The sequence below is a fragment of the Longimicrobium sp. genome, from assembly GCF_036399255.1.
Lineage (GTDB): Bacteria > Gemmatimonadota > Gemmatimonadetes > Longimicrobiales > Longimicrobiaceae > Longimicrobium.
The window spans coordinates 19,177-31,362 of record NZ_DASWNM010000094.1; the positions used below are offsets into that span (position 1 = coordinate 19,177).

Here is a 12,186-nt window from a genome sequence, read left to right on the forward strand (position 1 = left end):
CGGCGCCAAACGGCTCCTCGCGCACGCCATCCGCAGTGTGGTGGAAATTCCACCGATACGCAAGAGAGTCCCCGCCCCACGCGGAGATCGTTGACGGACGATCCCACCTGGTGTAATCTCCACCACATGGTGGATTTTCCACCACATAGTCCCACCCGTGGCGGAGAGCACGCGCATGCGGAACGGAATGCGGATGAGATGGGCGTGGATGATGGTGGCCGGCGTGGTGGCGGTGCACGCGGGCGCCGGGCCCGCGGGTGCCCAGGGAGTGCTGGACAGCCTGATCGCCGGCAACGTGCATCCGCTGCGGGTGGAGGCGGATGGACGGCTCGCCGGACCGGGCGCGGAGGTCATCGGGCGCGCGGCGCGGGGCGCGCACTTCGTGGCCGTGGGCGAGAACCACAACACGCGGGCCATCCCGGACTTCACCGTCGCGCTGTTCCGGATGCTGCACGAGCGCGAGGGGTTCGACTACCTGGCGCTGGAGGAAGGGCCGGAGATCGGACGGCTGCTTTCGCGGGCGGTGCGCGGCGGCGGCCCGGACGGGGCGTTCCGCCTGGGACTGCGCTACCCCTCGGCCTTTCACATGTACACGGAGGAGGAGCTGCGGATGATCGACCGCATCGCGGCGGTCTCCACCGCGCCGGCCGACCCGGTGTGGGGGTTGAACCAGGAGTTCGCGGCCGCGCACGTGCTGGAGCGGCTGGTGGCGCTGGCCCCGGACGCCGCCGCGCGGACGGTGGCACAGGCGCAGCACCGGCAGGCGCTGGAGTACGAGGCGGAGCGCTATGCGCAAAACGTCTCGTACCTTTCGGCCGTGGCCACCCCGGCCAGCTTCCAGGCGCTGCGCGAGGCGTTCTGCCCGGAGCCCGGCTCCGAGACGGACGGGCTCATCGGGCAGCTCGCCCTGTCACACCAGGTATGGTCCCCGTACAACACCACGCCTTCGCCCTCCTTTGCCGCGTTCCACGAGTCCGGCTGGCTGCGCGAGCAGAACATGAAGACGCTGTTCGCCACTGCGTACCGCGCGGCGCAGGCCGCGACCGGCCGGGCGCCGCGAGTGCTGGTGAAATCCGGCCACGTGCATCTGAACCGCGGCATCGGCCTCAACAACGAAGTCTTTACCCTGGGCAACTTTCTGTCGGAGCTGGCGACGTTTCAGGGCGGGCACTCGCTGCACCTGTACGTGGTGCTGAACTGGCCGGATCTGCCCGAGAGCTTTCTTGCCCCGTTCGTGAAGCACGTTCCTGTTGGGCAGGACGTGCTGTTCGATCTGCGTCCGCTGCAGCCGTGGACCGCCCACGGCCAGATCCCGCAGCTTGACGCGCGGCTCCGCCGCGTGCTGATGGGCTACGACGCGCTCATCATCCTGCGCGATACCACGCGCGGCTCCGTCGAGGCGCTGCGGACGCCGCGCTTCCGTCCCTACCTCGAAGGGAACTGACATGACACATCCGACGCAGCTGCCCACGTGAGCAGCCAGAGCCCCGGCGCATCCGCGCGCGCCGGGGCTCTCTGGAATGATGTCAGCAGGATCAGCTTGCCTACGGCCTGAACTCCGTATGGCTGCACCTGGGACAGGGCGGAAGCGTGTCCGACGAGTTGTCCAGCACGACTCCCTGCCCGCACTTCTGGCAGGTGTACGTGCCCTTTCCCGGCTTCTCTCCCGTGGTCGACATAGCAGCGTCTCCGTCGAAGTGTCAGACGAGCGGCCGGCAGGCGCAGGACTGGTTCACGCCTGCACTCGTGCCTGCGCACTGCAACTGACGGACAGGTGAGGCGGGAATTCCCGTCGATTCTGTCTTCGTGTTATCTCATCCCGCGCAGGCGCAGCCGCCGGGAGTACGGCAGGTCTTGTTTTTAGCGATACAAGAATCCCCGCAGGGCTGGCCGGTGCGGCACACGCGGCAGCAGCCGGATCCGGTCGGAGTGGAACTGTCGCTGCACGCAGAGAGATTCGGCACCGAGGCTCCCAGCGCCAGGCAGGCGGCGAGCGGCAGGACAAAGCGGAAGCGGCGACGCTGCATGAAGACCTCCAATCATTGTGGTGGAAGTGGAGCCAGGTTCAACCTGAGCAACCTGCCCGAACCGGGAATCAGAACACGAGACTTCCAGCCGCCGCCAGAAAGCCCAGCCACAGCAAAACCGCTCCCGCGCAACCCTGCGGGATCTGCTTGATCGTGACGAGTTTGATATGACGGCCGACGCTCAAGTTCTGAACGATGGTCAGCCGGCCCTGAATGGATGAAAAGGCCGCAAGGTCCTTGGACCGAAGCTCGAAGTCTTCGTTTCGTTTACGGGTGAACTCAATGAGGTCGTCCCGCCCGTCCAGTGTTTCGACTCGTACTGAAAACGAGCGTTGATTCAGCTTCTTTTGGCCGGTGGACCTCTTGGACCGAACGCGAACGACGCTGGTGTCGAACACGTTGCCGCACTCGGCGCACGTGAGCTGGCCAACACCGTGGGACGGCATCGTGAAGAGGGCTTGGCGCTCACAATGGGGACAGATCAGTTGCACGCTCTCGTTGCGAGGGACGACCTGATTTCTGGCCAGGTCGCCCGCCGTTACGGGATCGCCGCACGCGGGGCAGAAGCGGGAGCCGTCCGAAATCGAAGTACTGCAGCGGTTGCAGATCAGCATCGAGTGCAGGGAGCTGGGGGCCGTCTGGTCAGCGCGTCACGTTCGGCTCGCGCACGATCAACAGACGGACGGCGGGTCCGGGAATTCCCCGCGCTCCGAGGAGAGCGACGAGAGCCCCGGCGCGCGGGTGGCGCCGGGGCTCCGTCGTACGCTGTCGGGAAACTGGCGCCGGCGCGCTACTCGCCCTGGCCCGCGGTCTCGGAGGAGATGGGAGGGAGCAGCCGGTCCAGCTCGGCGAGCGCCGCGGCCTCGCACTGGGGGCAGTACCCGTGGGACACGAAGAGGCCGTTGCCCGCCAGGAACTGGATCAACGGCTCCCAGCGCTCCTCGCTCTCCGGCTCCGGCGTGCTGGGCACCCGGTGGCACACCGCGCAGATGCGGAGATGCTCCTGGATCTTCCGGATGTGCCAGTGCGACGTCCGCAGTTCCGCCAGCGTGCTCTCCAGCCGCGCGGCGAGCTTGGCCCGGTCGCGGCTCAGGCGCGCCAGCTCGCTGGTCAGCGCCAGCAGCTCTTCGTTCATCCGCTGCTCGCGCCCCACCGGCTGCTCACCGAACAGGTGGCAAACGTCGCCCATCCAGTACAGGGCGCACGAGAGGGTGAACGCAAAAGTTTCCCCGTCCGTGAACGTCAGCAGGCAGCGGACGGGGTGCGACCGCGCCTCCTCCATGCTGGCGCGGAGCAGCGACGCGCTGTTCTCGGCAAGCAGCCCCCACACCGGCTCGCCGTCCCGCAGCTCCACGTGGCTGCCCAGGCCTGCACGTGCGGCCTGGTTCCACTGCAGAAGGCTGCCGCTGCCCGATAGAACCAGAAGCTGCACGGTTTCCGCGTCCCAGGAGAACTCGCCCACGGGAGAGCGGGCGGTGTGTGGAAGGGAGACGGAAGAATGGAAGGGCATGATGCTGAATCCTTCGCGCCTGCGGGAGGGAGTACCGTCCGGTCAAAAGATAACACATCCATCGGGTCTTCCCAAGAAAAAAGGCCCCTCCCGGCCCGGCCGTACATGGTGGACAAGGCTGCCGGCGGCACCAGGGAGGCAAAGGATCGCTCCGGCACCCGCCCGCGCGCGGCGGCGCGCGATTCGCGGGAAGGGCGATCGATCGCCGCATCCGCGCGGGCGGCATCCGGTTTACGATGCCGCGCCGGACGGACGGCGGCAGCTCTTCACCCAGCGGACGCAGACTGATGCATCGCCAACGACGTTTTCTTTCCCATGCCGGCGTCCTGCTGCTGGCCGCGCTGGCGGCGGGCGCCTGCCGCACCGGGTCGCCGCCGCAGGCCGCCGGCGGCGAGGCGGATTCCGCTTCCGGCCCCGCGCCCGCCGCCGCGGCGGAGCCCACGCAGGCCCGCAGTGAGGGCGTGATCCCGGGGATCGAGGTGCTGCTGCGCGATTCCATGCACCTGGTGCGCGGCAAGCGCGTGGGGCTCATCACCAACCCCAGCGCCGTGACGCGCTCCGGCGAGCTGGGGGCGGACGTGCTGGCGCGCACCCCCGGCGTAACGCTGGCGGCGCTCTTTGGCCCCGAGCACGGCATCCGCGGCGACCTCGAGGCGGGCGCCACCTTCGTGGGCGGCCGCGACACGCGCACCGGCGTTCCCGTCTACTCGCTGTACGACCGCACCCAGCGCCCCACCGCGCAGGAGCTGGCGGGGATCGACGTCCTGGTCTTCGACATCCAGGACATCGGGGCGCGCGTCTACACCTTCGTGTGGACGATGGCGATGGCGATGGAAGAGGCCGCGAAACGGGGCATCCCCTTCGTCGTCCTCGACCGGCCCAACCCCATCACCGACGCGCAGGACGGGCCGGTGATGGACATGGACGTGCGCGAGGTCACGCAGGTGATCACCGGCTACTACAGCGTGCCGCTGCGCCACGGGATGACGGCCGGCGAGATCGCCCGCTACTTCAACGAGACGGCCAACGTGGGCGCCGACCTGCACGTGGTGCCGGTGGATGGATGGCGCCCGGACATGTGGTTCGAAGAGACGGGGCTGCGCTTCATCCCTCCCAGCCCCAACATCCGCTCGGTGGACGCGGAGCTCAAGTTCAGCGGCCTGGTGCTGGGCGAGGGCACCAACGTGCACGTGGGGCGCGGCACCGACTCGCCCTTCAACTACGTGGGCGCGCCCTGGCTTGACGCCAACCGCCTGCGCGACGCGGTGGCCGCCTACAACCTTCCCGGCGTGCGGCTGACCCCGGTACAGATCACCCCCACCCGCGATCCCAAGGTGGATACGCAGTACCGAGGGCAGACCTTTACCACGCTGCGGCTGGACGTGACCGACCGCGCCGCCTTTCGCCCCGCCTACACCGCGCTGGTGCTGCTGAGCGAGGCGAAGAAGCAGAACCCGGCGCAGTTCCGCGTGATGAACGCCGGGTTCACGCAGATGATCGGCTCGCGCTGGGCCCGCGCGGCCTTTGACCGCGGCGACGACCCGCGCGAGATCGACCGCCGCTGGACGCAGGAGCGCACCGCGTGGAACGCCATCCGCGAGCGCTACCGCATCTACCCGCGCGCGACCCGCTGAAAGAGACGCCTCACGCGGAGACGCGGAGAGAGGATGAGCGAGAGCCCCGGCGCAAAAGCGCCGGGGCTCTCGTGTTTTCATCATGCTTTCGATGCCGGTCGATGGCTGGGGTCAAACCAACATCCGCACACGCTTCTTGTTGGCAGATGATAGCCTTGCCTCACACGGGACGGGCATCCGCTCCGGGCCCGTCCCGATCAGCCGATCCAGGGCCCGGCAGGAGCCCGATGCCGGTTCCGCCCTTCTTTTAGTCGAAGAGTGCCCTCCTATCGCCGCTCGTTTTCGCTCTTTAGATTTGGTAAATCCACGGTAGGGGACCGGATGATCCTCAACGCGGCGGAAAAGAGTGGATACGGGGCAGAAAGATGTCGGATGGAGCTTTGCAGTTGAACAACCATTGGCCGGTGCGACGGAGCTACCCATGATACGAGCCATATTCCTCCGACAAGCGGCGATCCTCTTGCCGCTTGTGCTCGCCGCTTGTGGCGATCTACCCACGGCACGCCCGATGCCGGACCTCTCGGACGCCGGGCCGGCGCTGTCGGGCGATTGCACCAGGCAGGCTGACGGGTCGTACCGCTGCCCGCCGATTTCCTCCGACCCCGGGGACGAATGCGATCCATACCACTACGACTGCGGTGGGGATGACTGTATCGCCTCGACGGGGCCGGGCGACCTGGAGGATGCGACCGTGCAGGGCTGCACCGGCGGCGGTGGTAGTGGTGGTGGCGGCACGATCGGCGACCCGAACGATCCCGGCGGGGATGGCGGCGGCGGGGGCGGCGGCGGGGGCGGCGGAACCAGGCCTGCGCCACAATGCCCGGATTGGGATCCTGATTGCGGCTACGAAGAACCTGAACCTGACACGTGTGTAACCAACGATCCGGTAATCAACGATCCGGTCGTCGAAACCGCATTCGCGGAATTGTGGGCGAACAGCAACCCCAGCGCCCCGCAGCACCAGCGGGTGGAGCAAGCAGCGTGGATCGTGCAGACCGCATCCGGGCTGAACGTCGTCACGTGGACGAATGCTGATTTCGGGCCGTGTACGATCTCGCCGCACATCGGGACCTTCTCCATCCCCACGGACGCAATTGCGTGGATTCACACGCACCCGTTTACGGAAGGGGAAGTGCAAACGAGTTGCGAACCGATCGGTTTCGATGCCAATGGCCAACCGATTCACGGAACGTATGACAAGTTTCCAAACGAGGACGACATTGAGCTGGCTGGGCTGATGAACCAGAGCCTCGGACGTAACATCGACGCGTATACCATCGACCAGGGTAACATCGTGCGATTCCTTGCCACGGGTACAACGACGGTGTCGTCCTACGCGCCCTACGGCCGCTGCGGCTACTGAACGCGCGCCACAAATGCCAGGAGAACCAGCGATGAGTCTGCACGTTCTGCTTCTGCTGCTTAGCCTGAGCGCAAGCGCAGACGCTCCGGCGCGCTCCGCGGACAAGGGGTGTCCCGCGGGCTCGCCACGCCAGGCCGCGTATGTGCGGCAGTTCTTCGCCGCCTCTGAGAGCAGGCCCTTCCGCGACCGGTACGGCCTGCTGGGCGTCAGGCCCGGAGACGTGCGCCCGCTCACGGATGAACACGACGCGGAGGTCTGCCGGCAGATGGCACGCGCGGTGACGCTGGCGCAAACAGGGCCGTATCCGAAAACCTGGAGAGGGTATCTGGCGGGCGACTTCTACGTCATGGCGGTGACGCGAGAACTGCCGCCCGGTGTGCTCTACCACGGCGGCGGAACAGGTCTGATCGTGCTGGACGCGGAAATGCGCGTGATCGCGGCGGCATCATAGGCGGTGGGTGGGGCTTCCCCGATGCCCCGCGGTGGGAACCCGCAATGCGCACGGAAGCCCCGCCGGACACGTGTACTGGCGGGGCTTCGATGTTTCCGCTCCTCCTCTCCCGGCGTTCACTCCGTGTGAGGCCGGTTCCTTTTTCAGGATCTCGAGGTCAGGCCGGCACGGCGACCGGGGCGAAGTGCTCGTGGAGCCACGCCTGCCACGCGGTCCCGGCCTCCGCCGCGGCGGCGGGAGCGTCGTCGCCGTACAGGTACAGGCGCATCGTCAGGTACACCTGGCCACCCATGGCGTGCGGAACCAGGTGCGCGATGCCGGGCGCCGGCGCGTCCAGGCGAATCAGCAGCTCCTCGGGCCACGCGGGCTGGCCCGCCCACTCCACCGTCCCCGCCAGGCGCGGCGCATCCGCCGGCGTCTGCACCCGCTGGCCCACCGCTGCGCCGTACAGGCCCAGCGGGCGCGTCCACGCCTCCCACGCGGCGTCCCTGGGCTCCGGCGCGACCCCCATCACCTGCACGGGCGCGCCGGACTGGCCGCGAAAACCGGCCAGGTACAGCCGCAGCACGCGGAAGAACGAGACCCAGCCGTGCGTGTGCCCCTCGTACTGCGCGTCCCACGCGTCGCCGTCCATGAACCAGCGGTGCACCACCCGCACCACGCAGCGGCCGCCGTCGCGCGCCTCCACGATCCACTCCGTGGCCACCGTGGGATCGTCCGGCCCCAGGCCGTCGCGGCTGTCGGCCACGAAGCGCCGGGGCGGGTCCCATTCCGTGATCTTGCTGAGCGAATCCATCCCCGGCCCGAAGTTGCAGACCACCTCGCCGCCCACCCGCCCGTCCACCTGGCTGGGCACGAACCACGACGTGATGCCGGGCCCGGTGGCGATGGCCTCCCACACCTCTTCGGGGGTGCCGGGCACCTCTGCCTCGGCCTGCACGTAGCGGTTTCCGGACTCGTCCTTGTGCACGGGCATGGCGGCTACTCCTGCGGCTGGGGGTCGATGGGAAGCGGGTGCGCCACGACCACCAGCCGGTGCGGCCGGCCGCCGGGCGCGTGCTCGTCGTGGTAGCGCGCGGCCAGCGCGGCCACGGCCTGCGCGAGCTCGCCCGTGAACGCGGCGCGCTCCGCGGGCGAGCGAAAGCGGATCTCGGTGTCGATGGCGAGCGTCGCCAAGTGCTTGCCCGCCGCCTCGGCGCCGCGCACCAGGCCGGCGACCTCGCGGACGATGCGGGCGCCCAAGGCGATGAGGTACGCGGCGGACAGGCGGTCCGCCCGGCGCACGGGGTCGCCCGCGGCGGGCCCCAGCGCCCCTGGCGACACCACGTACGAGGCCGCGCTGGCCACCAGCATGCGCTCGGTGATCCCGCCCCAGCGGCGCGTATCGGCCACTTCGACCAGTCCGTGCGCCTCCAGCGCGCGCAGGTGGTAGTTCACCTTCTGCCGCGGAATGCCCACGCGGCTGGCCAGCGCCGCCGCGGACGCCGGCCGCGACAGCTCCGCCAGCAGGCGGCTGCGCACCGGCTCCAGCGCGGCCGCCGCGGCGGCCGGATCGTCGATCACCTGTACGTCGAGCATGCCGTAATCCTAGCCTTGACAAATTTTATTGTCAAGAATGGCGTGCGCGATGAAAACGGCTGAAACGTGCACGGCGGGCCCGCGGCGACGGGGTGGCACCTGGGGCTGGCGGCATCTGCCCCGGACGGGGGAGAAAGACCCGGGTGCGGCCGTGCGCGGGGGGGGAAAAGAAACGCAACCGTTGCCCCGGAGGTGCCGAGGTGCGACATTGGGTGGAGCAGGTGCACGATGGGAACCGGTCCGCCCCGCTTCGGGCCGGTCAGCCGCCAGACAGTCGAGGCGGTTAAGCACCCTGCGGACCGGGCCTTTCGCGGTCACGTGGGCAAGATCGACAGGCATGGCGGCAGCCGTGCCTTCCTCCGTCCCCACGTACGTCGACAAGAGCATGCGCAGCCCCACCTCTCGGGCCGCCCGTCCGGGCCGGCTTCTGTTTTCCGCTGTTGTCTGCACCATGGCGCTGGGCGCCTGCTCCGACCAGCCCGTCGGCACGCGCACGCCGCAGCCGGTGCTTCCGGTGGGTGCGCTGCAGGCCTTCGACTGCACCGTGACCGTCGGCGAGGGGATGCGCTGCGCGGCCGCCACGCCCGGCACCGGGCAGGCGCGGGGCGTGCTGATCGGCGGGCAGAACCAGTACGTGACGCTCACCTCCAGCAACATCCAGTACGACGCCGGCACGCAGACCTACAGCATCGACGTCACCGTCCAGAACCTGCTGAACGAGGCCATCGGCACGCCGGACGGCGTAACGCCCGATCCCGAGGGGATCCGGGTGTTCTTCTTCGAGCCGCCCAAGACCATCGGCGCCGGCGGCGAGGTCACGGTGGCCAACGCGGACGGTGCGGCCACCTTCAACAAGGCGGCCCAGCCGTACTTCCAGTATACCGAGATCCTGTCGAAGGACGAGGTGTCGGCGAGCAAGACGTGGCAGTTCAACAAGCCCCCGGAGGTCAACGCGTTCCAGATCCGGGTGCTCATCTCCACCGAGGTGCAGCCGCTGCTGGTGATCAACGAGGTCCTGGTGAACCCGGGCGGCACCATCGCCGACGCCAGCGGCGAGTGGTTCGAGCTGTACAACGCCGGCACCCTGGCCGTAGACCTGCAGGACATGGTCATCACCGACTCGGCGGCCTCGGGGCGCCGGCCGTACCACCTGATCAGCTCCTCGGTGCCGGTGGCGCCCGGCGCCTACGTGGTCCTGGGCAATACCACCAACACCACCAACAATGGCGGGGTGCCGGTGGATTACGCGTACGGGGGGGCATTGTTCTTCCAGAACAGCCTGGACGCCGTCAAGATCTCGCGGGTGTTCGGACAGGACACGCTCACCATCGACCGCACCCAGTTCGCCTCCGCCGCGATCAGCGCCCAGAACGGCGTCAGCCGCGAGCTGTTGAACCCGGCGCTGGACAACAGCAACATGGACGGAAGCAACTGGGCCGACGCGCTGGTCACGGCGGTGTACGGCCCCGGTGGCCGCGGCACCCCCAAGGCGCAGAACTCCACCTACACGCCCTGACGCCCGGCCCCTTCGGCCGCACGAACGCCGCCCGCCGTTCCCTTGTGGAGCGGCGGGCGGTTCTGCATCAGCGCTTGCCGCGCACCGGGGGATGAAAACCGTTGCTCCCGGCCGCATTGCCCGCCAGCTTGCTGCCGTGTATCCAGCGAACACCGCACGCGTGGGGGGGATGATGCAGGGAATTCTTCCGGGCGAGGTCGCCTGGTACGTAACTGGCCGCTTCTACGCCGCCGACGACAAAGATCGCACGCTGCGCGACGCCGGCTACTTTCTGCACCTGCAGGGGATCGATACACCCCTGTTCAGCGGCGCGCCGGGCGAAGCGACGGCGTACCTGACCTTTCTCGCCGATCCGTTCACCGCCTCCACCCTGCGGAACGGCGGCCTGGCGCTGGGGATGGATGCCGTGGGCGACTTCAGCGTCTACCTGAACCGTCAGCCGGGCGCCACCTTCGACGATCCCGCCTCCTTTGGCGCGGGCGAGGAAGTCGCCCGGTTCCGGCGCGTGGCCGTGGTGACGGGCGCCACGGTGGGCGTCGGCGCCAATGACCGGCCGATCTTGGGGCTGAACGTGTTTTCCGCCCGGCTGGTCTCCAGCCGTCCCTTCGAGCTGGGCGGCCGCCGGTACGACCTGGGCCGGCTGATGCCGAACGGGATCACCCAGTGGGGCACCTCCGCCGCCGCGGCCGCCGCGGAGCTGTCGGGCTACACCAGCATCGTCCCCTTCGCCGGCTCCGCCATCGCCATCGGAGGCCCGTCCATTTGATACCGTTCCGCGGAAACGCCTGTCATTCTGAGGGGTTGCGAAACCTCAAATCCCATAACGAAGCGGTGACTTCCTGAGGGAGCGCATCACGTGTAACGAGAAGTCACACTACAGATTGCGCGCGACCGAAGGACCTCGTCTCAGTGGCGCAGGGGCCAGATCAGGGCACGGGACCAGCTCCGTCGTTCTGCTGGCGAGGTCCTTCGGTCGGCGCCAGGGTGCAGTGTACGAGCGAGTTGCGGGGCGGCGCCTCCCTCAGAATGACATTTTTGGCGAAACCAGTATGAATCCTCCGCTCAGGGCTGAACGCATCGATCACGATCGATGGGCATCCCGCGCCACCGGGGCACCTGTGGCTGCCGGAGATGAGCCTGAGCAGCGCGCGCACCGGCCGCCGCGCCGCGACGTACGCGCTGTCCGTCGATGCGGCGGGACTGCTGGACGTGCTGCGGGAGCCGTACGCGGAGTACGTCCGCCAGGCAAAGGAGGACGACGCGCTCACGGGGAGCACGGACGACCTGGGGCGGGCCGGCTATCCGCCGCTGGAGCAGCTGCTGGCCGCGCCCGCGCTGCTGACGGACGTGCTGGAGTTCTTCATCCATCCGGAGGAGGTGCTGGGCCCCATGCTGCTCGCCCCGCCCGCCGACGTCGCCGGCACCTGGGCCGTGGACACGGTGGATTCCGCGCGGTGCGAGGACGGCACGGTGGTCATCGAAGGATGCTGCTACCTGTTCTGATCACCTGAAAAAGAATAATCGTACAGAGGAACAGGGTCAGACAGAGAACGCCCTCTGTCTGACTCTGTTCCTCTGTACCCATAAAGGTGTTGTTTTCCGGATTCGGGATCAGTCGTTGGCGGCGGGGCCGCGGGCGGTGCGGTCGATCTGGCGGATGGCGCCCACGTGGTAGGCCAGGTGCGCAATGCTGCCGATCATCCCGTTCAGCTCGATGGGCGCCACCTCCCGCGGCGCCCGCACGGTCGACAGCCAGCGGTGCGCCTCGTCGCGCAGGTCGGCCCGCAGCTGCGCCCACTCCGCGTCCGTGACCGAGGTGCGGTGCCAGGCGGCGCTCCAGTCCGCGTCGCGGAACGGGTTCTCGCCGCCGGACCAGCGGTTCATCAGCGACAGCCCATAGCGCAGGTGCTCCACGTGCGCCGCGATCGGCGCCCCGCCGTCCGGCGAGGCCGACGCGGCTTCGGCGGAAAGCCGGTCCAGCGAGCGGAGCAGTCCGGGATCGCCGCCGTTCAGCATGTACGCGCCACCCTCCGGCGCGCCGTCCACCAGCTCCGCCAGCAGCGTGGCCAGGGAGCCGGCGATCTCTCGCGTGTTCATGCGCCTCCGT

13 protein-coding genes are annotated in these 12,186 nt (G+C 68.6%); 7 read left to right on the forward strand and 6 right to left on the reverse strand.

Annotated elements, in window-relative coordinates; all coding sequences use genetic code 11:
* Positions 1–175: 175 nt before the first annotated feature.
* Positions 176–1,444 carry a hypothetical protein gene (locus VGC13_RS17085; RefSeq protein WP_331126490.1) on the forward strand — a complete coding sequence of 423 codons (1,269 nt, stop codon included), beginning with the start codon at positions 176–178 and terminating at the stop codon, positions 1,442–1,444.
* A 100-nt stretch (positions 1,445–1,544) separates the two neighbouring features.
* Here the strand turns inward: VGC13_RS17085 and VGC13_RS33470 are convergent, their stop codons facing one another.
* The 3 genes from VGC13_RS33470 to VGC13_RS17095 form a co-directional block, all read right to left on the reverse strand.
* Positions 1,545–1,679, reverse strand: coding sequence for a zinc ribbon-containing protein (locus tag VGC13_RS33470; protein WP_349264231.1), 135 nt, complete (start codon positions 1,677–1,679; stop codon positions 1,545–1,547).
* Positions 1,680–2,095: 416 nt separating this feature from the next.
* Positions 2,096–2,641, reverse strand: a complete 546-nt coding sequence (locus VGC13_RS17090) for a zinc-ribbon domain-containing protein (RefSeq protein WP_331126491.1) — start codon at positions 2,639–2,641, stop codon at positions 2,096–2,098.
* Between the two features lie 176 nt (positions 2,642–2,817).
* Complete coding sequence (locus VGC13_RS17095; RefSeq protein ID WP_331126492.1) at positions 2,818–3,537, reverse strand: hypothetical protein; 720 nt, start codon at positions 3,535–3,537, stop codon at positions 2,818–2,820.
* Positions 3,538–3,824: 287 nt separating this feature from the next.
* On the opposite strand from VGC13_RS17095, the gene VGC13_RS17100 reads away from it, so the two are divergent.
* The 3 genes from VGC13_RS17100 to VGC13_RS17110 all read left to right on the forward strand — a co-directional run bounded on the left by VGC13_RS17100 (position 3,825) and on the right by VGC13_RS17110 (position 6,985).
* Positions 3,825–5,171 (forward strand): DUF1343 domain-containing protein, encoded by a 1,347-nt coding sequence (locus VGC13_RS17100; protein ID WP_331126493.1) that lies wholly within the window; start codon positions 3,825–3,827, stop codon positions 5,169–5,171.
* A gap of 508 nt (positions 5,172–5,679) precedes the next feature.
* Positions 5,680–6,534 (forward strand): hypothetical protein, encoded by an 855-nt coding sequence (locus tag VGC13_RS17105; protein ID WP_331126494.1) that lies wholly within the window; start codon positions 5,680–5,682, stop codon positions 6,532–6,534.
* Positions 6,535–6,565: 31 nt separating this feature from the next.
* The gene (locus VGC13_RS17110; protein WP_331126495.1) at positions 6,566–6,985 is read left to right on the forward strand and encodes a hypothetical protein; all 420 of its coding nucleotides are present in this window, start codon (positions 6,566–6,568) and stop codon (positions 6,983–6,985) included.
* 157 nt (positions 6,986–7,142) lie between these two features.
* Here the strand turns inward: VGC13_RS17110 and VGC13_RS17115 are convergent, their stop codons facing one another.
* Together VGC13_RS17115 and VGC13_RS17120 are read right to left on the reverse strand one after the other, a co-directional pair.
* The gene (locus VGC13_RS17115) at positions 7,143–7,961 is read right to left on the reverse strand and encodes an SRPBCC domain-containing protein (protein WP_331126496.1); all 819 of its coding nucleotides are present in this window, start codon (positions 7,959–7,961) and stop codon (positions 7,143–7,145) included.
* Between the two features lie 5 nt (positions 7,962–7,966).
* Positions 7,967–8,563, reverse strand: a complete 597-nt coding sequence (locus VGC13_RS17120; RefSeq protein WP_331126497.1) for a helix-turn-helix domain-containing protein — start codon at positions 8,561–8,563, stop codon at positions 7,967–7,969.
* A gap of 337 nt (positions 8,564–8,900) precedes the next feature.
* Here VGC13_RS17120 and VGC13_RS17125 point away from each other — a divergent pair, with 337 nt between their 5' ends.
* The 3 genes from VGC13_RS17125 (at position 8,901) to VGC13_RS17135 (ending at position 11,582) form a co-directional block, all read left to right on the forward strand.
* Entirely contained in the window at positions 8,901–10,079 is a 1,179-nt protein-coding gene (locus VGC13_RS17125) for a lamin tail domain-containing protein (protein ID WP_331126498.1), read from the forward strand.
* 172 nt (positions 10,080–10,251) lie between these two features.
* Positions 10,252–10,845, forward strand: coding sequence for a hypothetical protein (locus VGC13_RS17130; protein WP_331126499.1), 594 nt, complete (start codon positions 10,252–10,254; stop codon positions 10,843–10,845).
* Between the two features lie 365 nt (positions 10,846–11,210).
* The gene (locus VGC13_RS17135) at positions 11,211–11,582 is read left to right on the forward strand and encodes a hypothetical protein (RefSeq protein WP_331126500.1); all 372 of its coding nucleotides are present in this window, start codon (positions 11,211–11,213) and stop codon (positions 11,580–11,582) included.
* Between the two features lie 108 nt (positions 11,583–11,690).
* On the opposite strand, the gene VGC13_RS17140 is transcribed toward VGC13_RS17135, so the two are convergent.
* The gene (locus VGC13_RS17140; protein WP_331126501.1) at positions 11,691–12,176 is read right to left on the reverse strand and encodes a hypothetical protein; all 486 of its coding nucleotides are present in this window, start codon (positions 12,174–12,176) and stop codon (positions 11,691–11,693) included.
* Between the last annotated feature and the right edge of the window lie 10 nt (positions 12,177–12,186).

Bases quoted from the DNA above. Each gene is read 5' to 3' on its own strand.
- VGC13_RS17085 (WP_331126490.1), top strand. From the start codon at position 176: ATGCGGAACGGAATGCGGATGAGATGGGCGTGGATGATGGTGGCCGGC.
- VGC13_RS33470 (WP_349264231.1), bottom strand. From the start codon at position 1,679: ATGTCGACCACGGGAGAGAAGCCGGGAAAGGGCACGTACACCTGCCAG.
- VGC13_RS17090 (WP_331126491.1), bottom strand. From the start codon at position 2,641: ATGCTGATCTGCAACCGCTGCAGTACTTCGATTTCGGACGGCTCCCGC.
- VGC13_RS17095 (WP_331126492.1), bottom strand. From the start codon at position 3,537: ATGCCCTTCCATTCTTCCGTCTCCCTTCCACACACCGCCCGCTCTCCC.
- VGC13_RS17100 (WP_331126493.1), top strand. From the start codon at position 3,825: ATGCATCGCCAACGACGTTTTCTTTCCCATGCCGGCGTCCTGCTGCTG.
- VGC13_RS17105 (WP_331126494.1), top strand. From the start codon at position 5,680: ATGCCGGACCTCTCGGACGCCGGGCCGGCGCTGTCGGGCGATTGCACC.
- VGC13_RS17110 (WP_331126495.1), top strand. From the start codon at position 6,566: ATGAGTCTGCACGTTCTGCTTCTGCTGCTTAGCCTGAGCGCAAGCGCA.
- VGC13_RS17115 (WP_331126496.1), bottom strand. From the start codon at position 7,961: ATGCCCGTGCACAAGGACGAGTCCGGAAACCGCTACGTGCAGGCCGAG.
- VGC13_RS17120 (WP_331126497.1), bottom strand. From the start codon at position 8,563: ATGCTCGACGTACAGGTGATCGACGATCCGGCCGCCGCGGCGGCCGCG.
- VGC13_RS17125 (WP_331126498.1), top strand. From the start codon at position 8,901: ATGGCGGCAGCCGTGCCTTCCTCCGTCCCCACGTACGTCGACAAGAGC.
- VGC13_RS17130 (WP_331126499.1), top strand. From the start codon at position 10,252: ATGCAGGGAATTCTTCCGGGCGAGGTCGCCTGGTACGTAACTGGCCGC.
- VGC13_RS17135 (WP_331126500.1), top strand. From the start codon at position 11,211: ATGAGCCTGAGCAGCGCGCGCACCGGCCGCCGCGCCGCGACGTACGCG.
- VGC13_RS17140 (WP_331126501.1), bottom strand. From the start codon at position 12,176: ATGAACACGCGAGAGATCGCCGGCTCCCTGGCCACGCTGCTGGCGGAG.